25 protein-coding genes are annotated in these 26,473 nt (G+C 52.0%); 10 read left to right on the top strand and 15 right to left on the bottom strand.

Annotated elements, in window-relative coordinates; translation table 11 throughout:
* Positions 1-42 precede the first annotated feature (42 nt).
* The 15 genes from AC1DUO_RS15415 to uxaC form a co-directional block, all read right to left on the bottom strand.
* Complete coding sequence (locus AC1DUO_RS15415) at positions 43-1,053, bottom strand: OmpG family monomeric porin (protein ID WP_013577188.1); 1,011 nt, start codon at positions 1,051-1,053, stop codon at positions 43-45.
* A 99-nt stretch (positions 1,054-1,152) separates the two neighbouring features.
* Entirely contained in the window at positions 1,153-2,241 is a 1,089-nt protein-coding gene (locus AC1DUO_RS15410; protein ID WP_037035089.1) for an ABC transporter ATP-binding protein, read from the bottom strand.
* A 9-nt stretch (positions 2,242-2,250) separates the two neighbouring features.
* Entirely contained in the window at positions 2,251-2,934 is a 684-nt protein-coding gene (gene pgmB / locus AC1DUO_RS15405; RefSeq protein ID WP_119262128.1) for a beta-phosphoglucomutase, read from the bottom strand.
* Positions 2,924-5,170: a glycoside hydrolase family 65 protein gene (locus AC1DUO_RS15400; protein WP_119262129.1), complete on the bottom strand. Its 2,247-nt coding sequence runs from the start codon at positions 5,168-5,170 to the stop codon at positions 2,924-2,926. Before AC1DUO_RS15400 ends, pgmB begins: the two co-directional genes overlap by 11 nt.
* Positions 5,167-6,225: a Gfo/Idh/MocA family protein gene (locus tag AC1DUO_RS15395; protein ID WP_119262130.1), complete on the bottom strand. Its 1,059-nt coding sequence runs from the start codon at positions 6,223-6,225 to the stop codon at positions 5,167-5,169. Before AC1DUO_RS15395 ends, AC1DUO_RS15400 begins: the two co-directional genes overlap by 4 nt.
* Positions 6,226-6,240: 15 nt before the next feature.
* Complete coding sequence (locus AC1DUO_RS15390) at positions 6,241-7,032, bottom strand: sugar phosphate isomerase/epimerase family protein (RefSeq protein WP_015690503.1); 792 nt, start codon at positions 7,030-7,032, stop codon at positions 6,241-6,243.
* A gap of 12 nt (positions 7,033-7,044) precedes the next feature.
* Entirely contained in the window at positions 7,045-8,097 is a 1,053-nt protein-coding gene (locus AC1DUO_RS15385; protein ID WP_013577194.1) for a D-guloside 3-dehydrogenase, read from the bottom strand.
* Positions 8,098-8,140: 43 nt separating this feature from the next.
* Entirely contained in the window at positions 8,141-8,986 is an 846-nt protein-coding gene (locus AC1DUO_RS15380; RefSeq protein ID WP_013577195.1) for a carbohydrate ABC transporter permease, read from the bottom strand.
* Complete coding sequence (locus AC1DUO_RS15375; protein WP_013577196.1) at positions 8,973-9,854, bottom strand: carbohydrate ABC transporter permease; 882 nt, start codon at positions 9,852-9,854, stop codon at positions 8,973-8,975. The genes AC1DUO_RS15380 and AC1DUO_RS15375 overlap by 14 nt, the downstream gene beginning before the upstream one ends.
* A 30-nt stretch (positions 9,855-9,884) precedes the next feature.
* The gene (locus tag AC1DUO_RS15370; RefSeq protein WP_015690504.1) at positions 9,885-11,177 is read right to left on the bottom strand and encodes an ABC transporter substrate-binding protein; all 1,293 of its coding nucleotides are present in this window, start codon (positions 11,175-11,177) and stop codon (positions 9,885-9,887) included.
* Between the two features lie 105 nt (positions 11,178-11,282).
* Positions 11,283-12,962, bottom strand: a complete 1,680-nt coding sequence (locus AC1DUO_RS15365; RefSeq protein WP_119262131.1) for an alpha-amylase family glycosyl hydrolase — start codon at positions 12,960-12,962, stop codon at positions 11,283-11,285.
* A 194-nt stretch (positions 12,963-13,156) separates the two neighbouring features.
* Positions 13,157-13,711, bottom strand: coding sequence for a YgjV family protein (locus tag AC1DUO_RS15360; protein WP_013577199.1), 555 nt, complete (start codon positions 13,709-13,711; stop codon positions 13,157-13,159).
* A gap of 96 nt (positions 13,712-13,807) precedes the next feature.
* The gene (locus tag AC1DUO_RS15355) at positions 13,808-15,298 is read right to left on the bottom strand and encodes a UxaA family hydrolase (protein ID WP_037035079.1); all 1,491 of its coding nucleotides are present in this window, start codon (positions 15,296-15,298) and stop codon (positions 13,808-13,810) included.
* A 10-nt stretch (positions 15,299-15,308) separates the two neighbouring features.
* Complete coding sequence (locus tag AC1DUO_RS15350) at positions 15,309-16,760, bottom strand: tagaturonate reductase (RefSeq protein WP_013577201.1); 1,452 nt, start codon at positions 16,758-16,760, stop codon at positions 15,309-15,311.
* 156 nt (positions 16,761-16,916) lie between these two features.
* The gene (gene uxaC, locus AC1DUO_RS15345) at positions 16,917-18,329 is read right to left on the bottom strand and encodes a glucuronate isomerase (RefSeq protein ID WP_477987863.1); all 1,413 of its coding nucleotides are present in this window, start codon (positions 18,327-18,329) and stop codon (positions 16,917-16,919) included.
* A 970-nt stretch (positions 18,330-19,299) separates the two neighbouring features.
* Here uxaC and AC1DUO_RS15340 point away from each other — a divergent pair.
* From AC1DUO_RS15340 to AC1DUO_RS15295, 10 genes are all read left to right on the top strand, one after another.
* The gene (locus AC1DUO_RS15340; protein WP_013577203.1) at positions 19,300-20,592 is read left to right on the top strand and encodes an MFS transporter; all 1,293 of its coding nucleotides are present in this window, start codon (positions 19,300-19,302) and stop codon (positions 20,590-20,592) included.
* 190 nt (positions 20,593-20,782) lie between these two features.
* On the top strand, positions 20,783-21,559 hold the full coding sequence (gene exuR, locus AC1DUO_RS15335) for a transcriptional regulator ExuR (RefSeq protein ID WP_013577204.1): 777 nt from the start codon (positions 20,783-20,785) through the stop codon (positions 21,557-21,559).
* 383 nt (positions 21,560-21,942) lie between these two features.
* Positions 21,943-22,623 carry a DedA family protein gene (locus AC1DUO_RS15330; RefSeq protein ID WP_013577205.1) on the top strand — a complete coding sequence of 227 codons (681 nt, stop codon included), beginning with the start codon at positions 21,943-21,945 and terminating at the stop codon, positions 22,621-22,623.
* Positions 22,623-23,006 (top strand): EnvZ/OmpR regulon moderator MzrA, encoded by a 384-nt coding sequence (gene mzrA / locus AC1DUO_RS15325; protein WP_015690506.1) that lies wholly within the window; start codon positions 22,623-22,625, stop codon positions 23,004-23,006. The genes AC1DUO_RS15330 and mzrA overlap by 1 nt, the downstream gene beginning before the upstream one ends.
* Positions 23,007-23,138: 132 nt before the next feature.
* Positions 23,139-23,516 (top strand): DUF1090 domain-containing protein, encoded by a 378-nt coding sequence (locus AC1DUO_RS15320; RefSeq protein ID WP_015690507.1) that lies wholly within the window; start codon positions 23,139-23,141, stop codon positions 23,514-23,516.
* 147 nt (positions 23,517-23,663) lie between these two features.
* Positions 23,664-23,966, top strand: coding sequence for an ElaB/YgaM/YqjD family protein (locus AC1DUO_RS15315; protein ID WP_013577208.1), 303 nt, complete (start codon positions 23,664-23,666; stop codon positions 23,964-23,966).
* Positions 23,967-23,968: 2 nt separating this feature from the next.
* Positions 23,969-24,376 carry a phage holin family protein gene (locus tag AC1DUO_RS15310; protein WP_477987860.1) on the top strand — a complete coding sequence of 136 codons (408 nt, stop codon included), beginning with the start codon at positions 23,969-23,971 and terminating at the stop codon, positions 24,374-24,376.
* Entirely contained in the window at positions 24,373-24,657 is a 285-nt protein-coding gene (locus AC1DUO_RS15305; RefSeq protein ID WP_015690508.1) for a YqjK-like family protein, read from the top strand. Before AC1DUO_RS15310 ends, AC1DUO_RS15305 begins: the two co-directional genes overlap by 4 nt.
* A 239-nt stretch (positions 24,658-24,896) precedes the next feature.
* Complete coding sequence (locus AC1DUO_RS15300) at positions 24,897-25,289, top strand: DoxX family protein (RefSeq protein WP_013577211.1); 393 nt, start codon at positions 24,897-24,899, stop codon at positions 25,287-25,289.
* A gap of 174 nt (positions 25,290-25,463) precedes the next feature.
* Positions 25,464-26,447 carry a glutathione S-transferase family protein gene (locus AC1DUO_RS15295; RefSeq protein ID WP_013577212.1) on the top strand — a complete coding sequence of 328 codons (984 nt, stop codon included), beginning with the start codon at positions 25,464-25,466 and terminating at the stop codon, positions 26,445-26,447.
* The last annotated feature ends 26 nt before the right edge of the window (positions 26,448-26,473 follow it).

The raw sequence follows: 26,473 nt of genomic DNA, 5'->3' as shown, positions 1-26,473 counted from the left end.
AACCCAACCGGAAAACAGCTTCCGGTTGGGTGATGAGAGGCATCAGAAAGAATAGGTGACACCGACACCGGTATAATGGAATTTGGTCTTCGCATTGGCGCTGGCATCGGTATTATCGTGCAACTGCAATTCGTAGGCATATTCCAGTGAGATGGCAAAACCGTTGGGTAAAGGCTGATTGATTAACAACCCGAATCGCGTATCGGTTTCTCCTTCGCGTTCTCCGCGATCATCATTGTAATAATAGGTATCCAGCGTCCGGCGGGCATAAGGCGTCAGCACAGTTTTCCCGCTGGAGAAAAGATCGAAGCTCACCGGCAAATAGATACGCGCTTCCTGTTTAGCGAATTCCCCGCGCTGGCTGTCACCGGTATTCCATCCGCGATCTAAATAATAACTGACCTGCATCGCGATATCATCGGTGAAACTGTATTTCAAACCGGTTTCACCTTCAAACTCTTTATTCAGATAACCGTTATCGTCCATACTGTTATAATAATTATACAACGCCATCCAGCCGTTATATTTCAACGCAGGACTAAGCGACACCGACCAGTCTGGCTGAATGGTATAACGCTGGGTATTATAAGAATTGCCCTCTTTCTTTTTATCTTCATTATATTGCCACTGATAGTTCCTGAAACCGAGCATCAGCCCCAGCGCATAATCTGCGTTATCCACAAACTGATAATGCATATCGAATTCGACCTGATTAAACCAGTCACTTCGGGTATCTTCGGAGTAATCGACGTTATGGTCTTCCTGATAAAATGCGCCGTAGAAGTTCCACTTTCCTTTGCTGAAGTTAACAAATACCGTCGGTTCATAAGCGCCGTCTTTATCGCCCTGACCTTCTGTGTTCTCTGTTTCCTGCATGGCGCCGATCTGCACCTTCCAGGGTTCAGCAGGTAACGCAACGTTACCGATCGGTACCGGCGTCAGCATTGCCGGTGAATTATGATCTTCATTTTTATTTACGCTTTCGCTCTCAGCGGAAAAAGCCGACGAGCAGACTGTGCCGCATAATAATGCGGCAGCCACTTTCATTTTCATTATAATAATTCCTTTTACAGTAGGGACAGATGGATATTAAAACAACGGATAACCTCTTTTAAAATTCGTGTTATTTATACACGTTAGTGACATAACTTATTAATGCGCGGTAATGACTTCCTCAGTTTCACAATCAAAGAAATGACATTTATTCATATCAAAGCACAGGGATAATAATTGTCCGGCCTGATAATCAGTATTAGCGTTTGAACGGCAGACAAATTCATGACCGCCAATCGAGCAATACAACATAAATTCTGCTCCGGTCAGTTCAGCTACCGTAATTCGCGCGTCAAAATGTGCGTTCTGCTGCTCTGCACCGGCGATATCTTCAGGACGGATCCCGAGTATCAGCGGTTTACGTTGATAACCCCGTGCATTCAATATCGCCAGTTTGTCTTCAGGCACCGGAATATGCAGACTTTCCGTCACGAAAAAGTTGCCATCCAGCGCACCACGGATAAAGTTCATCGCCGGTGATCCAATAAAACCGGCCACAAACATATTTTGTGGATGGTTATAGACCGTTTTAGGCGCGCCAACCTGCTGGATAATGCCGTCTTTCATCACCACAATCCGCGTTGCCATGGTCATGGCTTCGGTCTGATCATGGGTGACATAAATCATCGTCGTATTGAGTTTATGGTGCAGCTTGCTGATTTCGGCCCGCATCTGTACCCGCAGTTTGGCATCGAGGTTCGACAGCGGTTCGTCCATCAGAAAGACTTTGGCATCACGCACAATCGCGCGCCCGAGCGCGACGCGCTGACGCTGGCCGCCGGATAACGCCCCCGGACGTCGCGCCAGATACTCATTCAGCCCGAGGATCTGGGCCGCATACTCCACGCGCTGACTGATTTCCTCCGGCGCAATCTTTCTCAGTTTCAGGCCAAACGCCATGTTGTCGTACACGGACATATGCGGGTAAAGCGCATAGTTCTGAAATACCATCGCTATCTCGCGATCTTTCGGTGCGACGTCGTTCATGCGCACGCCGTCGATCAGCAGGTCGCCGGAAGAAATTTCCTCCAGCCCGGCGATCATACGCAGGGTGGTAGATTTTCCGCAGCCGGATGGCCCGACAAACACGATAAATTCTTTATCCGCGATCTCCAGATTGAAATCCTTCACCACGTGAACCTGTTTGTCGTAAATTTTCTGAATGTGTTGCAGTGAAATCTGAGCCATAATTTTTCCTTAAATATCAGCCTGATGATGCAACCATAGTTGCCTGATAACCGCCCACGACAGCCCGTCGGTAGAATCCAGACGGTGATTTGCCCCTTCCAGCGTGGCGCCAATGCCAATCGAGAAAATGCCTCCGGCACGTAATGCATCAATCCCCGCCTGCGCATCCTCTATCCCTGCGGCATGCTGCGGCGCGATATTCAGCGCCTCGCAAACCTTGAGGAAAATTTCCGGATGCGGTTTGGAATGCGTGATCCGGCGGGCGTCCGCGACATAATCGAAAGCCTGCTCCAGTCCTAACGCCCTGAGCACCTGCGGGGCATTTTGTGAAACGGAAGCCAGACCGGTGAGCACGCCCTGTTCACGCAACGTATGCAGCAATTCACTGATCCCCGGCAAAATGTCCGCCGTGGTCAGCCCGGCGAGTAATGCGACATAATCGGCATTTTTCTCCGCCGCCATTGCGTCACATTCTGCCTGCGTAAAAGTTCCGGTTTTTCCGCCCACAGCGAGGATCTTCAACAGCGATTCCTGACGACTGACGCCCTTCAGTTGCTCATTAAACGCAGCATCGATGGGGATCCCGATACGCTGCGCCAGTCGTTGCCAGGCCATAAAATGCAGGTGTGCGGTATCGACCACCACACCATCGAGGTCAAAAATAACGGCACGCGGCAGGGGTTCAGTTTTCATCATGAGATCCTTTCAGAATGAGGCTTTCCGTAAATGTGTGAGAGATGCCGTTGATCCAGACCTTCAGCGGCTGAGCATCCGTTTTGCTGAGGGTAAATTGCCGGGGTTCAAGCGACACCGTCAGGCGCGTTCCACGCCAGCAAAGGGGAAACTGTAACCGCGTCCAGCCCTGCGGCAGCGAGGGCCGGAAATGCAGTTCGCCTGACTGATAATCCAGCCCCGCAAACCCCATCAGCGCCCCCGTCCAGATAGCGGCCGTGGCGGCCGCATGAATACCGTCGTCCGAAGAGTAAGGTTCCTCGCCCAAATCGATGCGGCACGCCTCGCGGTAAAACTGCAATGCCTGTGCGACCTGCCCGGTCCGGGCGGCAACAATCGCATGCACCGATTTACTCAGCGAAGAGTCGTGAATCGTACGCGGTTCATAAAAACTGAGACTGGCAGCCTGACATTGTGGCGTGAACTGTGCGGGCAGCAGTTGCATGAGCATGACCACATCGGCCTGTTTCAGAATCTGCATCTCGTTGATTTCCGCACGGGAATAATCCAGCAAAATGGCCTGTGTGCCCTGCCGGGATTTATAGGCTGTCAGGTCGCATTGCGGTTTGCTGAGGAAGGAATCATCCTGCGCGATCACACCCTGCACATCGGGCTGCGGCAGATACAGGTGCGTCAGAAAATCTTCCGCCTGCGCAAAGAATGCGGCGTCCTCATGATTAAATTCATGCAGATACCGGCAGGCCTCCCGGACGTTGTACTGCGCCATATAATTGGTAAACGCATTATTATCAACATGTTCGGTGTATTCATCCGGCCCGATGACGTTGAGAATTGCCAGCCGGTCGTCACGCCATTCAGCGCGGCTCATCCAGAACCGCGCGGTTTCTTTCAGCAGCGCCAGTCCCATTTGTTGCATAAATTCCGTGTCGAGCGTGGCCTGGAAATAGCCCACCGTGGCATAGGCGATATCTGCCACCAGATGATGTTCTGCCAGCGCCGATGCCACCCGTTGCCGCTGACCGGTACGGATATTGATCGCGGCAAATTCAGGCGTTTCCTCTTCGCCGCTGAACGCGCTTTCCCACGGAAACAGTGCGCCCTGATAACCATTCTGCCGGGCTTTGTCCTGCGCCTGCGCCAGATGCAGATAGCGGTATTCCAGCAGTTTTCGCGCCTGTTCAGACGCATTCAGCAGGGCAAAAGGCAGGATAAATATTTCGGTATCCCAGAAAACATGCCCTTTATAGCCTTCGCCGGTCAGCCCTTTCGCCGCCACACTGGCGCGCGCGTCATGCGCCGGGATCATCAGCTTCAGGTGATACAGCGCAAAATCCAGCGCACGTTGATCCTGGGGATCATCTGACGCCACACAGACCCGTGATGCCTGCCAGTAATGCTGCCAGTGGCGGGTATTTTCCATCAGCAGGTGTCCGTAACCTTGCTGCGCGTGTGCCAGCAGGGCCTTCAGGCAGCGTGCTGCGAAGGTGTTTTCTGGCAGGAAATCTGCGTCGAGCGACGTGGCAATCCAGCTGAATTTCTCCAGCGTCACCGCTTCACCGGCAGATAACGGCAGGCTGATATGTTGCAGTAACTGGCGGTTTTTCGACGAAAAACTGCTGCTGGCGCGGGCAGGAAACAGGCACTGGCTGGTGATGATCGCCTGCTGCTGGCCGTCTGTGGTCTGATAACCGCCTTGTAAAACGTTTTGATCGAAAACCCGTACTGAACATTCATTCAGATGCTGTCTGCCGCTGTTGGTGAGCGTTGCATCAATGCCGGTGCTCACGCACAAATGTGCATCCGCATCCAGCGCGGTGACAGTTAAACGGCTCGCCACCAGCGTCAGCGGAGAAAGCGCCACAAAACGACGGGTTTCGATTTTGAACCGCTGACCGGCGGGCGACTGCCAGACCAGTTCGCGATACAGCTCACCGTTCATGGTGCGCAGTTCACGCTGATAGGACAGCAGCGTGCCGGAAAGCAGCGATAAACTTTCGCCGTCCAGCTCAATGCGCATACCAATAATATCCGGCAGATTCACCAGTTCGGTGACTTCGGTCGTATTCGCACGGTGATAAAAACCCGCGACAAACATGCCCCGCTGTTGATCGGTATAGGCTTCTTCGTGACAGCCACGGATACCAATCCGGCCATTGCCGCAGGTATGCAGGCTGCCGTACTTATTCAGGCGATGTGGTGAAAACGGGGCTTCGGGCAGGATCTGAGGCTGAATCATAGATACACGCTCTCCCCCGACTCTGCCGACTGATAGACAGCCGCCACCAGTTGCTGGATCCGGTATCCCTGTTCCGCGTCTGCCAGACTCACCGTTTCCCCGCGAACCGCCGCCACAAACGCCTGAACGCTGCGAACATGGCGCTGATCGTCGGCAACCTCCCGGTGGAATAACCTCACCAGTTCACCCTTTTCATCGGTATACACCTGGGCAGGAAACAGTGTGGCACCGGCCTTATCACCGCAAAACTCAACATTCATCACCGATTGCGGCTGAATATTCAGCGCAAACGCCGTTTCCAGACGCAGCAACCCGCCGTTGCAAAACTCAATCGCGGCAAATACTGAATCTTCCACGCTGTATTTCTGCGGATCCCAGCTTCCGAATTGCCCTTCACTTTTGCGGTTACCGATTTTCTGAAACATCTGCGCGGTGACTTTGCGCACTGCCGGAAAGCCGAGCACGTACATGGCGGCATCCAGCATATGAATGCCGATGTCGATCAGCGGTCCGCCGCCGGACTGCGTTTTATCCGTGAAATTGCCCCAGCCGGGCACGCCGCAGCGGCGCAGGGCGCGCGCGGTGGTGACATAAACCTCACCCAGTTCACCCGCTGCGACTTTCTGGCGTAAAATGCGCGCATCTTCGGCGAAACGGTGATGAAAGTCATAGGCCAGAATCCGGCCAGCCTGTTCCGCCGCCTGCCACATTTCCAGCGCCTGCGCGGCGGTCATGGCAGGCGGTTTTTCACAGAACACATGACAGCCGTGCTGCAATGCCGTGATCACTTGCTGATGATGGAAAAGGTTGGGCGTACAGATGCTGACGATGTCGGGCCGTTCAGCCTCCAGCATCTCTTCCAGTGAGGTAAAGGCACGGGCGATACCGTTGCGCCCGGCAAATGCCTGAGCGCGCGCCGTATCGCAATCCACCACCGCGACCAGTTCAAGCCCCGGAAGCTGGCGGTAACAGGCCACATGGACCTTTTCCGCCACCTGACCCGCCCCCACCAGCGCCACTTTCAGCGTTCCTGCCGGTTTCGTTATAAATTCCATTTCGCGGCCTGTCAGTCAGAGTAAATTGCGAAGATAAGTCAGTGAATCCTGATAAGCCTGGGTCGGATTTTCTGCCCGCACGCGGCATTCGTAGACGATATAGCCGTCGTAGCCATCTTCTTTCAGTTGCTGAAATGCGCGGCCAAAATCAATGCTTCCGCTGCCCGGCTGGTAACGATGATTGTCAGCAATATGTACATGGCCGAGCAGATCGCGTTGCTGATGGAACGCAGCGCTGAGGCAATCCTCCTCAATACTCATATGGTAAAAATCACCGATGATTTTGACGTGCTCAAGCGCCCCCTCTTCGATATAACGGCGTGCCTCCGCCAGCGTGTTTATCATGTGATCCTGATAACGGTTCAGCGGCTCCAGATACACCGTTGTGCCGGTGCGTCTGGCGACATTTTCCAGCTCCCGCAAGGATGCGCTGACCGCCAGACGGTCGCCCGCCTGACTGCGCGGTGAGGTCATCGGCGGCAGACGGTAGGTAAACATTCCCCAGGCGGCGGGCACGATAATCCCTTTACCGCCGACCTGCGAAAGGGCTTCCAGAATCGCAGTGATTTGCTGCAATCCGTTCAGACGACGCTCCTCGATGAAATCACCGATCCAACCCTCATAGCCGCCGCAGGCGGTAATCACTGGCAGGCCGGTTTGGGCGATAGCGGCTTTCACTTCGTCGAGATGATTTACCAGCAATTTGCCGTCAATTTCAAAACCGTCGAAACCCATTGCCTTGATAAATTTGAATTTCTCCAGAATATTTTCCGGGAAGAATGCCTGATTTTGTGTACCGATTTTCATGTCTAAGTCCTTTTAGAAAGTGATGCCGAGCTTGATGCTCTGATCAGGATGCTGATCGACGTATTTCATGTAGCTCTCCGCGCTGTTGCTGAACGTGACCACCGGATCGATCAGGTCTTCGCAGTTCAGGTAGCCGTTCATCAGCAGTTCCCAGCAGGAGTCTTCGATGCGTTTACGGCTCCAGCGGGGATAATCGGGATTGGGTTCGCTGCATGCGCGGGAAAAGACGATTTTGGCATTGTTAAAGTGGGCTTCCCGCCCGAGGTTAAAGCCTTCGGCAAAGGGTTTGGCAAAGGCGACATAAGAAATTGTGCCGCCGTAAGCGATACCCCGCAGCGCCGCCTGCAATGCCTGGGCATTGCCGCTGGTTTCGATGATGACGTCCGCACCCTGTTTGCCGGTGAGTTTTTTGATCTCCAGCCCGATGTCAGTACCGATCGGGTTAAACACGGCATCCGCGCCGTTTTTCAGCGCAATTTCCCCGCGTTTTTCCAGCGGATCGACGCCAATCACGATGCTGGCACCGGCCTTTTTCGCCAGTTGCACAGCGATTTGACCGATCGCCCCCAGCCCGACAATCACCACGAAATCGCCGACACGGACATTGCCGTCACGCACACCACTCATGGCGAACTGCGCCGGGTCATAACAGACGGCGTTTTTCCATGAGGCACCGGCGGGCATTTTGCGCAATTTGTAATTGTTCACGGCGTTGACGATCACCGTTTCGCTCAGCGGTCCGTAAGTACAGACATCATCGCCCAGCGCGTAATCCGTCACCTCGCAGCCCTTTTCGCAAACGGTGCCCACCACCATGTTGCCGAGCTGGAATTCGCCGAACACGATACCGCGCGGCGCATCCGCCGGACGGGGGACAAACATGCCCCATTCAGCCGAAAACTCCTCGTCAATAAACGGGCTGACGCCGCGAAAATCTACCACTTCGGTACCGTGTTTCGGTGCGCCAAATTTCACGCGAATTTTGACTTCATATGCCGCGACCGGGCGGTCCTCATAATCCATCAGTTCAGCCACACGCGGCTGGGTTGCGACCAGTTTTTTCATCGGATATTCCTTCATCTTTAATCAGTCAATATGCGTTTTAACGTCAGCCTTTTACGCCGCCGTCAGTAAGATTGCCTTTGATAAACCGCTCCGAAAGCGCGTACATCAGGACAACCGGCAGCGCGGTCACCAGTGAGGCGGCCATCATTCTTCCCCAGACATAATCCGGCGTGCTGAACAACGTGTTCAGGCCGACAGGCAGGGTGAAATTGGCAGAGCTGGAGAGGAAAATGGAGGCGAAGAGATAGTCATTCCACGCCACCATAAAGCAGTACACAAACACCGAAATGATGCCGGAGATCGCCAGCGGTACGGTGATGTAGAAAATGATTTGCAGCCGGTTAAGCCCGTCCATCATCGCCGCTTCTTCAATGTCGTGAGGAATGGTGTCGAAGTAACTTTTCAGCATAAACACGGCCGTCGGCAAGGTCTGAACCACCATGGTGATCACCAGCGCGGTAGTGGTGTCATACAGGCCCAGCGCCGAAATAATCTTGAACAGCGGCACCACCAGCAAAATGCCGGAAAACATGTAGACGGTATAAAAGCTGGCGTTGATGGTGACGCGCCCTTTAAAACGCAGCCGTGACAACGCATAAGCGCCCAGGATGCCGAAAAACACAGCGATCACGGACGCCAGTACCGACACGGTCAGGCTGTTTTTGAAGTAACTGAGGAACGGGAAAATCTGCGGATTGAAAATATCCACGTAATGATGGAAATCCCACTCCTGCGGGAACAGCGTCGGATGGCGGGAAATCGCCTCTTTACTGCTTTTGAACGAGGTCATCAGCATGATGAAAAAAGGAAATAACATCGCGCCAAGGAAAATCAGCAGGCTGGCATAAAAGCCTGCTTTGCGCAGGATCTTGCGGTTAGTTGCTGCCATTGATATTCACCCGTTTTCTGGCAAGAAGGATCACGATAAAGATCAGGGCAAACAGCACCATGGATATGGCGGCGGCTTTGCCTAAATCGTTAAAGGCGAAGGCGGTTTTATAGAGATACACACCCAGAATATTGACCTTGTTGGTCAGCAGGTAGACGTCGGCAAACATGTAGAACATCCAGATCGCGCGCAGCGTGACCACCGTTGCCAGTACCGGCATGATGGCGGGCAGCGTGACGATGCGGAATTTCTGCCAGGCATTGGCGCCATCCATGCCTGCGGCTTCGTACAGGGATTTATCGACGGTCTGCAAAATCGCCAGAAACGAAATAAAGGCGTAGGGGAAATAACGCCAGATGGCGAACAACACCACCAGCACGAAGCTGCTGACCGGATTGTCGAACCACAGCGGGGCATCGCTGAACAGGTGCAGCATGTCAGCACCGATCACATTCACAATGCCGTAGCCGTTGTTGAACATGTATTTCCAGGCAAATACCAGCGAAATGGAAGGCGTGACATAGGACAAAATCACCAGCGAACGCGCCGTTTTGCGAAAGCGGAACTCACGGTTAAAAAACAACGCGACGCCCAGCCCCAGCCCGGTACTGCCCGCGACGACCAGTGCGGTGTACCAGAACGTCACCCACAACGAGTGATAAAAGCCCGGATCGCTGAGAATGCTGATGTAGTTATCCAGCCCGACAAACCGGTTATCAAGACGCGGATTCAGCGGGATTTGCAGAAAGCTGATCTGGATATTCGACAACATCGGATACGCCACCAGCAGCCCCAGCAAAAAGATGCTGGGGGCGAGCAGAAGCAGCGCAAAACGACCGTCAGAATGGTTAAATTTACGTGATTTCATGATCTTCCCTGAGAATTCAGGCTCCTCCGTTTAGCGTTTTTGCATCAATGCTTCGATACGCTTTTGCCCTTCCGCCAGTGACTGCTGCGGATCCTTCTTCCCGACGGTCACGCCATTGAGCATTTCGCTGAGCACGGCAGAGCCTGTGATATCGCCCATTGCTGCGAAGTTTTTCTCCCCGACGGAACCGAACACCTGCACGTTGGCAAACTCGTTCACCAGCATTTGCGGCAGCGTGCCAAATGCCTTGATCACCGGATTGTTTTGCCAGGTGGCATTACCGGTCACGCCTTGGGTCACCGGCAATGCGGCACCCGGCGACATCAGCACCCAGGCTGTCGCGTTATCCGGTTTTTCGAGGAAGCTCACCCACCGTTCGGCGGCCTCACGTTCAGGCGTATCCAGCCCGTTGGAGATGGTCAGTGAGGTGATGGTGCCGTAAACGGCTTTGGATTTTTCAGTCGGCACGGCAAAACCAAGGTCACCGGCTTTGCCTTCGCTGTACACCGCAGGAAGAATATAAGTGGAGTAAATCGCCATCGGCACCGTGCCGTTCATAAAGGCGTCTTTGATTTCCATGACATCATTGGAACCGGGCATCGAGAAGGTGGCGAGCTGACGGTAATAATCCAGCGCCTGCTGCATTTCCGGCGTGTTAACCGTGATTTGCCCCTGAGCATTAAATACGTTGGCATCGTTGGAAAGCGCAAACTGCGAGAAAGCCTGTTCGGTCAGAACACTTTCGGCGGTCGGTAACGCAATGCCATATTTTTTCCGCGCGGGCTGATTAAATGCCGTGGCAATGCGGGTGACATCCTGCCAGTTTTGCGGCGCAGAGAATCCGGCGTCGGCCAGTTGTGATTTGTTGTACCAGATCCCCTGTATCCAGCCATGGATCGGTACGCCGGTGTAATTCTTGCCTTCTTCCGTGCGCACGATGCGCAATACGCCGGGATAAAACTGATCAGCACCTATGCCGTCGATCACCTGCCTGATGGCATCGCGGTCGATCAGCTGTTCCTGATCCATCACTTTGGCGTAATCGTGACTGACTTCAATCACGGCTGGCAGTGCGCCGGTACGGGCCAGCGTAATCACTTTGGTGTTGTAGGCATCTTCTTCCACCGGCACCGGTTTAATGGTGATCTGCGGATTTTCCTGTTCAAATTTCGCAATCAGCTGATTAATGACCACCTGACGTTCCTGCTCGACCGAAGAATGCATAAACTCAATGGTGACCTGTCTCTCTTTGGCGTCCTCACAGGCCGATAAACATAATGCGGATAATAATAACGGAGTTATAAGGATATATTTTCTTTTCATTTTTATATTCATGAACATCTCCTTTGCTAATTTATAGCCAGCCGAAATCACTGGCCTGTGAAATATCACACCCTTTAAATACAAAAAAATAACGGAACATCTTAATTAATGGCGTAACCAGATATACTGATAAGGCTTTAATGTTATTTCCCCGTCACATTTCAGTGAATGGTTATAAGGTAAGACCTGATAATCCCCCGAAGGGAGCGTTACCTGAATATTGTTAGCGGAAAGGTTAAACAGACACACTATTTCCTGGTTTCCCTGCCCCCGGATAAAGGCAAACACACTTTCATGACATTCTATGACCCGCATCGGCGCGGAAGGATGAAATGCCGCCTGTTCAGTTCGGCAGATAATTAATTTCTTCAGTTCACCAAATACCCGCGCACGTAATGAATCAGGTTCAGATAATATCTGTCCAATTTCCGTGACATCATATTTCTGCCGGTTAATTGCCCGGTTATGCCCGGCGTTCTCAACCCCCTGAATATCGTTACGCGAACCCAGAATACTTTGGATATACACCGCAGGAACACCGGGGAATGCCAGCAAAATAGCGTGCGCCAGCATGAAGCGTTGCAGACGGATATCGTCGTCGTCCGACTGTCGGTTCAGCGCATCCATATAGGTGACGTTGACTTCATACGGGCTGGTGCTGCCATCCGGATTATTTTTATACGACACCCTCGCGCCTTCCTGTTGCAGCGCATCCACCAGCCTGAGGATCTCTGATTCCGGCAGTAATCCGCGCAACGGGTTCAGGCCAATGCCATCATGCGAAGCAAGAAAATTAAAGAAGGTGGTGGCGGGTGTGCAGGCATCCAGACCGGCGGCCCAGCGTTTCAGCGTTTCCCCGTTTTCACTGTGAATGGCATGCAGAACCAGCGGCGGCAGCGGGAACTGATAGACCATCTGCGCCTCATCAAACCCGTTACCAAAGTAACTGATGTTGTCCTGATGCGGCACATTGGTTTCAGTAATAATCACAGTACCGGGTGAAACATACTCCGCCACGGCGCGGAATAGCTTCACCAGTAAATGTGTTTTGGGCAGATGAATACAGGAGGTGCCGGGTTCCTTCCACATGTAGCCCACAGCATCAAGACGCACATATTCAGCGCCTTCCGACAGGTATTTCAGTAACACGTCCAGCATGTCGCGCAGTACGTCAGGATGCGCAAAATTCAGGTCGATCTGATCCGCGCTGAAGGTGGTCCAGACATGACGGGTTTCGCCATTTTCAAAGCGGAAAGGCGTTAACAGCGGCGATCTGCGGGGACGGGTCACGGCAGATAAATCACTATTTTCGTTCAGGCTAATAAAATAGTTTTCATATTTCGAATTGCCCGCCAGATATTGTTTAAACCATTCACTGCTCGCGGAAATATGATTACAGACATAATCAAACATCAGTCGTGAAGACTGGCCAAGCTTACGGATATCTTTCCAGTCCCCCGCCAGTGGATTGACCTGCTGATAATCAATCACCGAGAAACCATCATCCGACGAATAAGGATAAAAAGGCAGAAGGTGAACAATATTAAAAACATCCGCCAGATGCTGCTGATAAAAACTATCAAATACTGAAAGTGTTTTTTCTGCTTTGTTCGTGAACTGATCTGCATAGGTGATCAATACCACATCTTTTTCATCCCATTCCTGTTTGGCCGTATAGGTAATCTGATTTCTGGCAACCTCAATGCGTGTAATCAGATCATCTAAGAATACCGCTGACAATTTCCCTGCATATATCTGTTTCAGTAATCCCTGAATAGCGTCCATGATTTTCCTTTTTCCCTTTCCCTTTTTGTGGGACCGCTCCCACGGAATCGGAAATTACTCCTGCGTCCGGAGGTTGTCAACGAGGCAAACAGGCGGAAGGAATCAATAGAGGGGGAAACGCGGAATTATTATTGCAATCTGTGAGCAGATTCAAAATAAGCGGGGTACGCGAATGAAGGACAAAAAAGCAGGGACTATCCCTGCTCATCCATCTTCTGCACTAGCTTCTTCTCGACCTCAAACGGATCGATGCCACGCAATTGCAGGCGGCGGAAGCGAATGATATTAAAACCGTTCATGACCAGAAAACTGCCTTCGATAAGTGAACCGCCAATCGAGCCAAGCCAGATGTTGTGTGCCACCCAGCAGCAGGTTGAGCACCACATAATGCACCGGGTTGTCAGCCCGCTGGTGCGGAACAGCGCCCAGGTACTGACAACTGTCGCGCCGACCGGTAAGAGTTCCATCCAGTGATGGGCGCGGCTTAGCCCCAGTACCAGGGTCAGGACGATGAAAATTACCATAATCAACTGGTTACGGGTACGCAGGGAAATCAGTGTGCGCAGAGAATTCAGTAAGGCGCTCATGCCAGCGGGCGCGGCACCCATCATCAGAAAATGCACGCCGATAATGGCGCTGTAGGCAGAAAGCTGTTGTTTGAAACGGCGGTCGCTGCGGTTGAAAAACATCGTGATGCCGACCATGAAGGCCACAACACCAACTGACTGGGCAAACCAGTAATACGTCATTTGTCAGGAGTCTCATACGTGGGGGTCTTGCGCTGCAAAAGCAAACGGCGTTCCATAACTGAAACGCCGTTTCATCCTAACGATAAACCTGACCGGTTACAATGTGACACCGCTTTTAAAAATGGCTAATTCGCGGAAATCATTGAGTTCGTTTTTGGCTTTGCGGCCATCGGCGATCGCCACGATCAGATCCACAAATTCACCCAGTAACTGATCCATACTGACATCGTGGATCAGGCGTCCGGCATCGAAATCGATCCAGTGCGGTTTTTTCGTGGCCAGTTCGCTGTTGGTTGCCAGTTTCACTGTCGGCACAAAACCGCCGTAAGGCGTGCCGCGTCCGGTACTGAACAGCACCATATGACAGCCCGCACCTGCCAGCGCACTGGTGGCGACGGCGTCGTTACCCGGCGCACTCAGCAGGTTCAGCCCCGGCGTAGTCAGGCGTTCGCCGTATTTCAGCACGTCCATTACCGGGCTTTGGCCGGCTTTTTGTGTACAGCCCAGCGATTTTTCTTCCAGCGTAGTGATACCACCGGCTTTGTTACCCGGAGACGGGTTCTCGTAAATCGGCTGATTATGTTCGATGAAGTACTGTTTGAAATCATTCACCATGTGAACGGTTTTCTCAAACGTACTTTCATCGCGACAACGGCTCATCAGAATACGTTCTGCGCCAAACATTTCAGGCACTTCGGTCAGCACGGAAGTGCCGCCGTTGGCGATCACGTAGTCGGAGAAACGCCCCAGCAGCGGGTTAGCGGTGATACCCGATAAACCATCAGAGCCACCACATTCCAGACCGAATTTCAGTTCGCTGAGTTTACCGGCAACGCGTTTATCGTCACGCATTACAGCATACAGTTCGCGCAGGCGTTCCAGACCGGCTTCCACTTCGTCGTCGAACTTTTGCAGCGTCATGAAACGCACGCGCTCTTCGTCCACTTCGCCCAGCGTTTCACGGAACACGTCCACCTGATTGTTTTCACAACCAAGGCCGATCACCAGCACCGCACCCGCATTCGGATGGCGTACCATATTTTGCAGCATAGTACGGGTGTTCACATGATCGTCACCCAGTTGCGAACAACCGAACGGATGCGTGAACAGGTAAACGCCGTCGGTCCCTTCCGCGTCATTGGTTTCTTTGAGGAAACGTGTCTGGATCTGGCGGGCTATCCCGTTGACGCAACCAACGGTCGGGATCAACCACAGCTCGTTACGGATCCCCACCTGACCATTTTTACGACGGAAGATCTGCACATCGCGATCCGCCATCTGTTCCGGCAGGCTGGCGAAATCCGGCTGATACTGGTATTCGTCCAGATCACTCAGGTTAGTTTTGCCGTTTTGCGAATGAATATGCACACCCGGCTCAATCGCCGTCAGCGCATGCCCGATCGGCAGACCGTATTTAACAATGTTCTCCCCCGCCGCAATCTGGCGAAGGGCAAACTTGTGGCCACGGGCAACCGGCTGAGCCAACACGACGGTGTGACCGCCTGCTTCGACCTGCTCGCCCGCGTCGATATCGCGCAACGCGACGGCGACGTTATCAGCGGTATGAATTTGAATGATACTTTGCATAGTTGCTCTCTTAGCTGTAAGCCGCCAACGCGTCACGCATGCCAAGGTCTTCAATCGACTGCAACTGTTCGGTCACTTTTGCAGTCAGACCCGGCACGGTATTCAGGTCACGTCCCCAGTGTTCTTCATCCGCCAGCACAGTTTCGACCAGCCCGGCCAACGGCAGGCTGCCATTACGCACGTTACCCCACAATTCGGAGAAACGGCTCAACCAGTGTGCATCGTCCTGCAGCGGATAAATTTCACCGTTACGTTCACCACGGTAAAACGCCAGCAAGGCTGCCAGTGCAAAGGTCAGGCGCGGAGGCAGAAGCTGATTCTTTTCCTGGCTCGCCAGCAGTTGCGGCAGAATGCGGGTGCGGTATTTGGTCATGCCGTTCAGGGCAATCGACAGCAGCTGATGCTGAATGAACGGGTTGCGGAAACGGCTGAGTACCGCCTGGGCAAAGGACGTCAGTTCATCCTGTGGCAAATCCAGCACCGGCGAGATTTCCTCAGCGATCGCCAGTTCGACAAAGCGGCTGATTTGCGCATCATTCATGGATTCGCCAACGGTGTTCAGCCCTGACAGGAAGGCCACCGGCACCAGCGCGGTGTGTGCGCCGTTAAGGATCGCCACTTTGCGTTCTTTATACGGTTTGATGTCGTCAACCAGACGGATATTCAGCGGCAGCTTGTCCAGACGCAGTTCCTGCGCGAGACTTTTTGGCCCCTGAATGACGAATAAATAGAAGTGTTCGGCACTGTCGAAGAAGCTGTCCTGATAACCCAGTTCTTCCTGCAGGCTGTCGACTTCACTGCGCGGATAACCGGTAACGATGCGGTCAACCAGCGTTGAGCAGAAGGTGTTGCTGTTTTTCAGCCACTGGGTGAATGCCGCTGGCAATGCCCAAAGTTGTGCGTAACGCAGCACCAGTTCCTGCAACGCTTCACCGTTGTAGTCGATCAGTTCGCATGGCAGCAGAACCCAGCCTTTATCGGCCGCGCCGGAGAAATGGTTGAAACGCTCGAACAGCAACCGGGTCAGTTTAGCCGGGAAGCTGGCCGGAGGCGTATCGTCCGGACGGTCGCTTTCAACATAGCTGATACCGGCTTCGGTCGTGTTAGAAAACACGAAGCGGATATTCGGGTCACGGGCCAGCGCCAGGTATTCATCAAACTGGTGATAGATATTAATTTCGCGGTTAACGGAGCGGATGATCCGGGTATCACGCACCGTTTCCCCCTGCTCGTTCAGACCGCTGATGATGGTGGTGTACAGACCATCCTGCGTGCTGAGTGAAGGCGGAAAGTCAGTGTCAATCGGACGAACAACCACGATCCCGGCATCCAGATCGGTATGTTCATTCAGCAGGTCGATTTGCCAGTCGACAAACGCCCGCAGGAAATTACCTTCACCGAATTGAATAATTTTGTCCGGATGTTGACGGCCAGGGAAGTCACGGCGATTTAACCTTTGCATCTCACATTCACCTTAATTTGCTCAGACTCCGGTCTTTGAGGGCGGGAAAATTGCCCTATGGCCGTCGTTATCTGTTGGGATAGTTGTTTGTTATTTCAATGTTTATTTCAGGAGCGCAGGAACCTGCGCTCCGTCGTGCTACTCAGTTCAAGCCGATCAGTTCAGTTCAATCTGGAAATACTGTTTCGCGTTATCGAAGCAGATGTTTTTCACCATGCTGCCCAGCAGTTCGATGTCTGCCGGTGCTTCGCCCTCTTCCACCCAGCGACCAATCATCTGGCACAGAATGCGACGGAAATATTCATGACGCGTATAGGACAGGAAACTGCGGCTGTCAGTCAGCATGCCGACGAAACGGCTGAGTAAGCCGAGGTTGGCGAGCTGTGTCATCTGACGTTGCATGCCGTCTTTCTGGTCGTTAAACCACCAGCCGGAACCAAACTGCATTTTGCCCGGCATCCCTTCACCCTGGAAGTTACCGACCATGGTGCCGATCACTTCGTTATCACGCGGGTTCAGGCAGTACAGAATGGTTTTTGGCAGGCCACCGGCCAGACCTTGCGCGCCCAGCAATTTGGACAGCGGCTCGGCCAGTGGCTGGTCGTTAATGGAGTCGAAACCAACGTCTGCGCCAATCAGCTGGAACATACGGGTGTTGTTATTACGCAGCGCGCCAATGTGATACTGCTGTACCCATTCACGACGTTGATATTCAGAAGCCAGATACAGCAGAACGCCGGTTTTAAACTGAGCAATTTCTTGCGCAGTTGGCGTTTCACCGCTCAGACGACGGGACAGAATGCCGTCCAGAGTCGCATCATCCGCTTCGCCGTAAACCACTACATCCAGCGCGTGGTCTGACACTTTGCAGCCGTGCGCCGCAAAGTGATCCATACGTTTTTTCAGGGCATCACGCAGATCGCTGAAACGGGTAATGGAGACATCCGCCGCGGCTTCGAGTTTCTTCATGTAATCGACGAAGGTTGCCGCTTCAATGTTGAAGGCTTTATCCGGGCGCCAGCTTGGCAGCACTTTGACATCAAAGCCGGAGTCTTGTGCCACCGCTTTATGATGTTCCAGAGAATCAATCGGGTCATCGGTGGTGCCGACCATTTTCACGTTCATCTGTTTCATGATGCCGCGGGCAGAGAATGCATCCTGCGCCAGCAATTCATTACCGCGCTCCCAGATTTCGCCAGCGGTAGACGGGGAAAGCAGTTTACCGGTGATGCCAAACGGACGGCGCAGMTCAAGGTGCGTCCAGTGGTACAGCGGGTTACCGATCGTGTGGGGAACCGTTGCAGCCCAGGCGTCAAATTTTTCGCGGTCGCTGGCATCGCCGGTACACATCCGCTCAGGGACACCGTTGGTACGCATCGCGCGCCATTTGTAGTGATCGCCTTTCAGCCAAATGTCATACAGGTTTTTGAATTTATAGTCCTGCGCAATCAGCTCAGGTGGCAAATGGCAGTGGTAGTCAAAAATTGGCTCATCTTTCGCGTAGTCGTGATACAGGCGACGTGCGAATTCTGTGTCGAGAAGGAAGTCTTCCGTTAAAAACTGCGCCATCTTAGGTTCCTCATCATGAATTCTGTAGAGTTGTCACTCAATGGTGCGAAGTTATCACACCAATTTAAGCTATCGTCCAGTACTTTTTAATGCACCAAAGCCATTAAAATGACTGATTTCATTCCAAAAAAACAAACTAATTCTCTGTAAAATAATGACTTTAGCGTCATCAGCTGCTGGTGCTTATTATCCTCACAATTAGAGTGTCATTTTGTGATGTCACTCAAACTTTAAATCTGTATGACAAGTTATTTCGTACCAAATGTGACAAAACCTAAAAAGTGCGCGCCGGCTTGCGGACATTCAACCGGGCTTCGGCCTCATTATCCTCTTCCCACGCCAGCAGGGCTTATGTAATCCATTTGCCCTTCAGGCGGCCTGCATCGGTCAATTTTTACCAGATAACAGTGTTCATTAACTGCTCACGATAAATGTGATCATTTCGTAAAGTTGTCACACCAATTACGTTTCATTTTTCAGGCTGTCATTGTTAAGCATTGACAGAAAAGTGTGAACCTGATCAATCAAAATACAGTTTTCATTGTAAAATCAAGTAAATAACCGTGAAGTTAAAAAAGTTAAGTAACCACACAATATAAATGTGGTTTTGTGATGTCATTCAAATTTTAAATCTGTATGACAAGTTATCTTTGCATCGCCCGGACAAGAGCGTCAGAGATTACCTGCCACGTCCTTTCGCTGTTGTCCGGGCAAAACACTTCCCGGGTGCAGTCAGCCCCATGGCGAAGCAGTAATTCTGGTGTTCAGGACGTTCATCGGACCCTTACGCACAGATAACAATAACGCAGTGCGTAATAACACGGGCAGCTCCCAGTGAAATCATCTGGCGGCAACGTTCCCGAAAACACTTTAAGGAAAGCCAGAACCCCCACGCTTGTTCAGGTGGTGCGAAATACGCCCTGACAGCCTGATGTTGTCATCGCCGGATTATTTACTGGGAGAGAGTTAAATGGGTAAGATTAAAGGGTTACGCTGGTACATGATCGCACTCGTCACCTGCGGCACTGTATTAGGTTATTTGACACGTAACGCCATTGCGGCTGCAGCGCCAACGCTGATGAGCCAGTTAAACATCACCACACAGCAATATTCCTATATTATCGCCGCCTATTCCGCCTGCTACACCCTGATGCAGCCGGTCGCCGGTTACGTTCTCGACGTCATGGGCACCAAAGTCGGTTACGCGATGTTCGCTATTATGTGGGCCATCTTCTGTATGGCGACGGCGCTGGCAAGTAGCTGGGGTGGCCTGGCCATCGCCCGCGGTGCAGTCGGTATGGCAGAAGCGGCCATGATCCCTGCCGGCCTCAAAGCCAGCAGCGAATGGTTCCCGGCAAAAGAACGTTCTATTGCCGTCGGTTACTTCAACGTGGGTTCATCTATTGGCGGCATGATTGCGCCGCCGCTGGTCGTCTGGTGCATCGTGATGCATAGCTGGCAACTGGCCTTCATCATTACCGGCGTACTGAGCCTGATCTGGGCACTGAGCTGGCTGGTGTTCTATAAGCACCCTAAAGATCAGAAGAAACTCAGCGCTGAAGAACGCACCTACATTCTGGAAGGTCAGGAAGCACAGCATCAGACCAACAACGGCAAGAAAATGTCTGCCTGGCAGATCCTGCGTAACCGTCAGTTCTGGGGCATCGCGCTGCCACGTTTCCTGGCTGAACCCGCCTGGGGAACATTCAACGCCTGGATCCCGCTGTTCATGTTCAAAGTATATGGTTTCAATCTGAAAGAAATCGCGATGTTTGCCTGGATGCCGATGCTGTTTGCCGACCTCGGCTGTATCCTGGGCGGCTATCTGCCACCGTTATTCCAGAAGTACTTCAAAGTTAATCTGATCGTTTCCCGTAAAATGGTTGTCACCATGGGGGCGGTTCTGATGATTGGCCCTGGCATGATCGGTTTGTTCACCAGCCCTTACGCCGCTATTGCTTTGTTATGTGTCGGTGGTTTTGCTCACCAGTCACTGTCCGGAGCGCTGATCACTCTGTCATCTGATGTGTTCGGTCGTAACGAAGTGGCTACCGCCAACGGTCTGACCGGTATGGCGGCCTGGATGGCAAGTACCATGTTTGCACTGGTGGTCGGGGCGCTGGCCGATACCATCGGTTTCAGCCCGCTGTTCGCCGCCCTTGCCGTGTTCGATCTGCTCGGCGCCATCATTATCTGGACAGTCCTGCAGAACCGTTCTGCAGTAGAACCTGTCCCGGCTCCGCTGAAAACCGCAAAAGCCTAAACGTCTGTTCGTCAGCCCGGTAACTCTCTTTACCGGGCTTTGCATTTTTCTGACATTTCTCCCATGCCTTTCTGTCCGATGCACGGTGCATCAAACTTTCGTAAAACGTATACTGGCACTTGTATAATAAGTTCACAGGTCTGTCCGACACTCATTTCTTACAGGTTTCACTACTTTAAAGAGCACTCATATGGAATCCACAGACACCAGACGCCTATATCAACAACTGGCTGCCACGCTCAAGGAACGCATCGAAACAGGCTTGTATCCGGTTGGCGAAAAGCTGCCCGCTGAACGTCTGATTTCAGATGAAATGGATGTCAGTCGCACGGTCGTGCGTGAAGCGATTATCATGCTGGAAGTTGAAGGTTATGTGGAAGTCCGTAAAGGGTCGGGAATTCATGTGATGTCAAATCAGCAGCGCCACCTTGTTGTGCCCGATTGTGGCAGCGAGTTTGGCACTGCCGGTCCGTTTGAGCTGTTACAGGCACGTCAGCTGATTGAAAGTAACATCGCTGAATTCGCCGCCACACAAGTCACCAAGCAGGACATCATGCGTCTGATGGAAATTCAGGAGCATGCCCGCCAGGAAGACCGCTTCCGCGATTCAGAATGGGATTTAAAATTCCATGTGCAGGTCGCACAGGCCACGCAAAACAGTGCGCTGGCGACCATCGTTGAGAAGATGTGGAGCCAGCGCTTGCATAACCCTTACTGGCGCAAACTGCATGAGCACATTGATGAGAAGTCCATTGAGAGCTGGTGTGAAGAACACGATCTGATTTTAAAAGCGCTGATCCGCCGTGATCCCCACGCCGCCAAACTGGCAATGTGGCAGCATCTGGAAAACACCAAACAAATGCTTTTCCGCGCGACCAGCGATGATTTCGAGTTTAACGTAGACCGTTATCTTTATTCAGAAAACCCGGTAGTTCATCTCGACCCGCCGGTACTCAATTCTAAATAAATTCCCCTTAAGGCAGGTTTATTCTCCCAACCTGCCTTTTTCGTGCCTCTGCTTTGCCCCCGCCAATCCTGTCAGGCACTGTCGAGTAGTGTCAGCCAATGTAAAACCCTTTTCCATAACGTGCTTCAGACTTAAATGATCAGTCTCAACGCGCTATATTTACCTGTCTGAGTTATTGTTATTTTGTTACAGTTAGACCACTTTTTTTACCCGTCCATGCCGAGTGAAACAGGCCCGGAGACGCGTAAATCCCCGAAAAACTCATGACCAGAAAGCCCGCCAGGGAAGAGGCGACCTTATCAGCAAAACAGGCAGCGTCGAGACAAATTCTCCGCTGATGTCTTTCGCTGACCCACTGAAAATGATGGAGTTTTACAACACCGATGGAAATTATCAGTTCGCTTATCGATGCCCTCTGGCAACAAGATTATAAAACCCTGGCTAATCCCCAATTAGTCTGGGCGTTGTATCTGATTTTATTCATGATTATTTTTCTGGAAAACGGTTTGTTGCCTGCGGCTTTTTTGCCGGGCGACAGCCTGCTGATCCTTGTTGGCGTTTTGATCGCCAAAGATGCCATGAATTTCCCTTTAACCATTTTCCTGCTGACCACCGCAGCCAGCCTCGGTTGCTGGCTGAGTTACGCCCAGGGAAAATGGCTGGGCAACACCCGGATAGTACAAAGCTGGCTGGCGCATTTACCCGTGCATTATCATGAACGTGCACACGCGCTTTTCCATAAGCACGGTCTTTCCGCCTTGTTAGTCGGCCGTTTTCTGGCCTTTGTCCGCACCCTGCTGCCAACAATTGCCGGACTTTCAGGCCTGAACAATAGCCGTTTCCAGTTTTTCAACTGGGTGAGCGGATTGTTGTGGATCCTGATCCTGACCTCGCTGGGGTATTTTCTCGGTAAAACCCCGCTGTTCCTGAAATATGAAGATCAGGTGATGAACTGCCTGATGCTGCTCCCTGTTTTGCTGCTGGTCGGCGGCCTGATCGGTTCGATTGTGGTGCTGTGGCGCAAAAAACACGCTGACCGTCAAAATAAAGGCAAGAATGCATAATGAACCGAAGATTACTCAAACGTTCATTTATCTGGCCTCTGCTGCTCATGCTGCTGGCGGCGGCGACTATGATCGGGCTGGCGGTATCCCGTCTTCCGGCACCGACCAGTGCGCTGCAAATCCGTCCTGCCAGAGCGGGCGTCGCGTTACCCGATGGTTTTTATGTCTATCAGGGGCTGAGCCAGCGCGGTATTCACATCAAAAGCATTACGCCGCTCAATGATGCTTTGGTGGTACAACTCGACACCGCCTCACAACGCAAACTGGCGGAGACCGTATTGCAGGACATTTTGCCTGCCGGATTCGTTATCCAGTACTACGAACCTCAACATGCCACGACCTGGGGGTCGAAACTGGATCGTGAGCGTCTTAAGTTCGGATAAGACCATGCGCAGGATTTGTCTCATATCACCACATATTCAGCGGTAATATAATTTAGACGCTAGCATTCATAAAACTCATCAACAAATGGAATTAAGTGCACATTCGCTTAAACGTCAAAAGGAAAACCGATGATGAAAATCACTTTATCTGCCCTCACTCTTGTTCCTGCATTGCTGTTTACCACTGCCGCTTTTGCCGCACCTCAGCCGGAAAGTTGCGTGACTAAGCAACAGGAAATCCAGAAACAAATCGACGAAGCCCGGGCGCATAAAAACCAGAACCGCGTTGACGGTCTGGAGAAAGCGTTACGTGAAAATAAAGCGCACTGTACCGATGCAGGTCTGAAAGCAGAAAATCAGAAACGTGTTGAAGAGAAACGTGAAAAAGTTGCCGAACGTGAGCAAGAGTTGAAAGAGGTTCAGGCTAAAGGCGACCACGAAAAAATCATCAAGAAACAGCAAAAACTGGAAGAAGCGAAGTCTGAACTGAAAGAGGCTGAAGGCCATTAATCGCTTTTCAGACTGACAGATTTTGCCTCACGCCATAGCGGGTTTACAACGATCTTGCCTTTTGAAACAGACAATTCGCATTTGCGATAACCCGAATATCCGCTATGTTAAAAGTTCGAATCAGTTAACGTATGGAGTGACTTACACATGGCTAGTAATACATCAGAACAACTGCGCGCTGAACTCAAGTCATTGGCGGATACTCTGGAAGAAGTTCTCCAGACCTCTACCGATAAGCCGAAAGCTGAACTCGATAAACTGCGTGGTAAAGCAGAATCCCTGCTCAAAGATACCCGCGAGCGTCTGAGTGATACAGGTGACAAGATTGCCTATCAGACCAAAGAAATCGCCGGTAAAGCTGACGATTACGTGCATGAAAAACCCTGGACGGGCGTCGGTATTGGTGCCGCGGTCGGTGTTGTGATTGGCGTTCTGTTAGCCCGCCGCTGATTATGGCTGAATCGATCAAACCTTCGCCACAAGGGCCGGGTAAGGGCCTGTTTGACATCGTTTCCCGCATTGCCACCGTGGTGGTGAGCATTGTGGAAACGCGTGTCCGGCTGGCTGTGGTTGRGCTGGAAGAGGAAAAGGCCAATATTTTCCAATTACTGCTTATGGCCGGTATTACCCTGATCTTTACTGCCTTTGGTCTTATGAGTTTGCTGGTTGTTTTATTCTGGGCCATTGACCCGGCCTATCGTCTTACGGCGATAGCAACAACGACCGGCGTGTTGCTGCTTCTGGCAGTGATCCTTGGCGCGATGACACTGGCGAAAGCCAAACGATCAACACTGCTTAGCCTCACCCGTAAGCAACTGGACGTCGATCGCGCTCTGCTGGAAAAGGATGACGAGCTATGAGCATTCCGAACCGTGCTATCGAAAAAGTCAGGTTGCTGCGCAAAATTGAGCGTCAGCGCGGCGAGCTTTCTCAGGCCGGTTCTGACTGGCTGGATGCCACCGCGAAAGTGGATCACTACTGGATAAAACTGGTGGATATGCGTAAATATCTGGTCGTAGGCTCAAGCCTGCTGGCTGTTTACGGTATCCGTCATCCCAGTGCAGTGGTTCGCTGGTCCCGGCGCGCTTTCGGTATCTGGGGAACGGTACGTCTGTTTCGCAAGACCATCGGCAACAAATAGCGTGATACCCATCCTGCAAAAAGGGCTGATTGAAAACAATCAGCCCTTTTCTTTTTGAATAACAATACGGTGGCTGTTCAATTTATTTGAACCATTCAGACAGATTTACTTGCTAACATAACTTATTCATCCGACTTATTATCTCGTCATCAACTGATGCGGTAACGGCAGGAAATATTTTCCGACCGGACCGGTAACACTTTTAGCTCAATTTGGGCGCACCACTTTCGGAGTCGAAGATGAACAAGTTACACGACACAGCTTTACTGGTTGCACGTATTCTGATGCCTATTCTGTTTATTGTTGCAGGTTGGGGCAAAATTAACGGTTACACCGCGACTGCGGGTTACATGGCTTCCATGGGCGTGCCAAGCTTCTTCCTGCCACTGACTATCTTGTTAGAGTTTGGCGGCGGTCTGGCAATCTTGTTCGGCTTCTTTACCCGTACCACCGCGCTGATCACCGCCATCTTCACTATCCTGACGGCGCTGATCTTCCACACTGATTTTGCACAGGGCGTGAACCAGATGATGTTCATGAAAAACCTGTCTATCGCGGGTGGATTCTTCGTCCTGTTTGCTTCCGGCCCTGGCGCATTCAGCATCGACCGCCTGATCAAGAAAAACTGGTAATTGCCCCGGCACCAGGGAGCAGCAACCACGCTATAATTAAATAAGACAATAAGTCAGACCTGCAGGGCGATGTGATTTATCACCTCGCCCTTTTTTATTACTTATCTGTAAATCTCCCCTAAATCATTCGGGTTGCATCAAGGCGGCTCGGAGGATGAGGGGGAAGGAGGAAAAATGGGACAACTAGTGAATGGCGTTTGGCAGGACACCTGGTACGACACCAAGTCGACCGGCGGTCATTTCAAACGTTCAGCAGCGCAGTTTCGTAACTGGATAACGCGTGATGGGACGCCGGGCGAACACGGCGTTGGCGGCTTTACCGCAGAACGCGACCGTTATCATCTGTATGTTTCGCTGGCCTGCCCGTGGGCGCACCGCACCTTACTGATGCGTACGCTGAAAGGGCTGGAAGACATTATCCCGGTGTCTGTCGTGCACCCGCTGATGCTGGAACACGGCTGGACGTTCGGCACCGATTTCCCGGCTGCGACGGGCGACGATTTGTATCATCTGAATTACGCTTATGAAATCTATCTGCGCGCGCAGAACGATTACACCGGCCGCGTCACCGTGCCAATCCTGTGGGATAAAAAGCAGCAGACCATCGTCAGCAATGAATCCGCCGATATCATCCGCATGTTCAACAGCGCGTTTGATGCCGTGGGTGCCAAAGCCGGGGATTATTATCCCGAGGCGTTGCGTTCAGAGATTGATGAGATTAATGAGTGGGTGTATCCGCAAATCAATAATGGGGTGTATAAGGCGGGTTTTGCGACATCTCAGGAAGCCTACGATGAAGCGGTTGACGGTGTTTTTGCGGCACTGGAACGTGCCGAGGAATTACTGGGCAAACATCGCTATCTGACCGGCAATCAGCTGACCGAGGCGGATCTGCGTTTGTGGACCACGCTGGTGCGTTTTGATCCCGTCTACGTCACACACTTTAAATGCGATCGCTACCGCATCAGCGACTACCCGAATCTGTACGGTTTCCTGCGTGATATCTACCAGATGCCGGGGATTCGCGACACGGTGAATTTCGCGCACATCCGTAATCACTATTTCCGCAGCCACGCGACCATCAATCCTTACGGGATTATTTCCACCGGACCGGCGCAGGATTTAGACTCTGAACACGGCCGCGATAGCCGTTTTTGATTTCGTTCGGCTCCTTCCCCTTTCAC

It is taken from the genome of Rahnella sp. P4_A8 (assembly GCF_056402435.1).
This window is presented reverse-complemented; position numbering and strand designations above follow the sequence as displayed.

Excerpts from the sequence above, each read along its gene's own strand:
- AC1DUO_RS15350 (WP_013577201.1), bottom strand. The coding sequence starts at position 16,760 with ATGCAAAGGTTAAATCGCCGTGACTTCCCTGGCCGTCAACATCCGGAC.
- AC1DUO_RS15320 (WP_015690507.1), top strand. The coding sequence starts at position 23,139 with ATGAAAATCACTTTATCTGCCCTCACTCTTGTTCCTGCATTGCTGTTT.
- AC1DUO_RS15380 (WP_013577195.1), bottom strand. The coding sequence starts at position 8,986 with ATGGCAGCAACTAACCGCAAGATCCTGCGCAAAGCAGGCTTTTATGCC.
- AC1DUO_RS15355 (WP_037035079.1), bottom strand. The coding sequence starts at position 15,298 with ATGCAAAGTATCATTCAAATTCATACCGCTGATAACGTCGCCGTCGCG.
- AC1DUO_RS15365 (WP_119262131.1), bottom strand. The coding sequence starts at position 12,962 with ATGGACGCTATTCAGGGATTACTGAAACAGATATATGCAGGGAAATTG.
- AC1DUO_RS15370 (WP_015690504.1), bottom strand. The coding sequence starts at position 11,177 with ATGAAAAGAAAATATATCCTTATAACTCCGTTATTATTATCCGCATTA.
- AC1DUO_RS15340 (WP_013577203.1), top strand. The coding sequence starts at position 19,300 with ATGGGTAAGATTAAAGGGTTACGCTGGTACATGATCGCACTCGTCACC.
- AC1DUO_RS15400 (WP_119262129.1), bottom strand. The coding sequence starts at position 5,170 with ATGATTCAGCCTCAGATCCTGCCCGAAGCCCCGTTTTCACCACATCGC.
- AC1DUO_RS15375 (WP_013577196.1), bottom strand. The coding sequence starts at position 9,854 with ATGAAATCACGTAAATTTAACCATTCTGACGGTCGTTTTGCGCTGCTT.
- AC1DUO_RS15390 (WP_015690503.1), bottom strand. The coding sequence starts at position 7,032 with ATGAAAATCGGTACACAAAATCAGGCATTCTTCCCGGAAAATATTCTG.
- AC1DUO_RS15330 (WP_013577205.1), top strand. The coding sequence starts at position 21,943 with ATGGAAATTATCAGTTCGCTTATCGATGCCCTCTGGCAACAAGATTAT.
- AC1DUO_RS15295 (WP_013577212.1), top strand. The coding sequence starts at position 25,464 with ATGGGACAACTAGTGAATGGCGTTTGGCAGGACACCTGGTACGACACC.
- AC1DUO_RS15395 (WP_119262130.1), bottom strand. The coding sequence starts at position 6,225 with ATGGAATTTATAACGAAACCGGCAGGAACGCTGAAAGTGGCGCTGGTG.
- AC1DUO_RS15315 (WP_013577208.1), top strand. The coding sequence starts at position 23,664 with ATGGCTAGTAATACATCAGAACAACTGCGCGCTGAACTCAAGTCATTG.
- AC1DUO_RS15300 (WP_013577211.1), top strand. The coding sequence starts at position 24,897 with ATGAACAAGTTACACGACACAGCTTTACTGGTTGCACGTATTCTGATG.
- AC1DUO_RS15410 (WP_037035089.1), bottom strand. The coding sequence starts at position 2,241 with ATGGCTCAGATTTCACTGCAACACATTCAGAAAATTTACGACAAACAG.
- AC1DUO_RS15305 (WP_015690508.1), top strand. The coding sequence starts at position 24,373 with ATGAGCATTCCGAACCGTGCTATCGAAAAAGTCAGGTTGCTGCGCAAA.
- pgmB (WP_119262128.1), bottom strand. The coding sequence starts at position 2,934 with ATGAAAACTGAACCCCTGCCGCGTGCCGTTATTTTTGACCTCGATGGT.
- mzrA (WP_015690506.1), top strand. The coding sequence starts at position 22,623 with ATGAACCGAAGATTACTCAAACGTTCATTTATCTGGCCTCTGCTGCTC.
- AC1DUO_RS15415 (WP_013577188.1), bottom strand. The coding sequence starts at position 1,053 with ATGAAAATGAAAGTGGCTGCCGCATTATTATGCGGCACAGTCTGCTCG.
- AC1DUO_RS15385 (WP_013577194.1), bottom strand. The coding sequence starts at position 8,097 with ATGAAAAAACTGGTCGCAACCCAGCCGCGTGTGGCTGAACTGATGGAT.
- exuR (WP_013577204.1), top strand. The coding sequence starts at position 20,783 with ATGGAATCCACAGACACCAGACGCCTATATCAACAACTGGCTGCCACG.
- AC1DUO_RS15360 (WP_013577199.1), bottom strand. The coding sequence starts at position 13,711 with ATGACGTATTACTGGTTTGCCCAGTCAGTTGGTGTTGTGGCCTTCATG.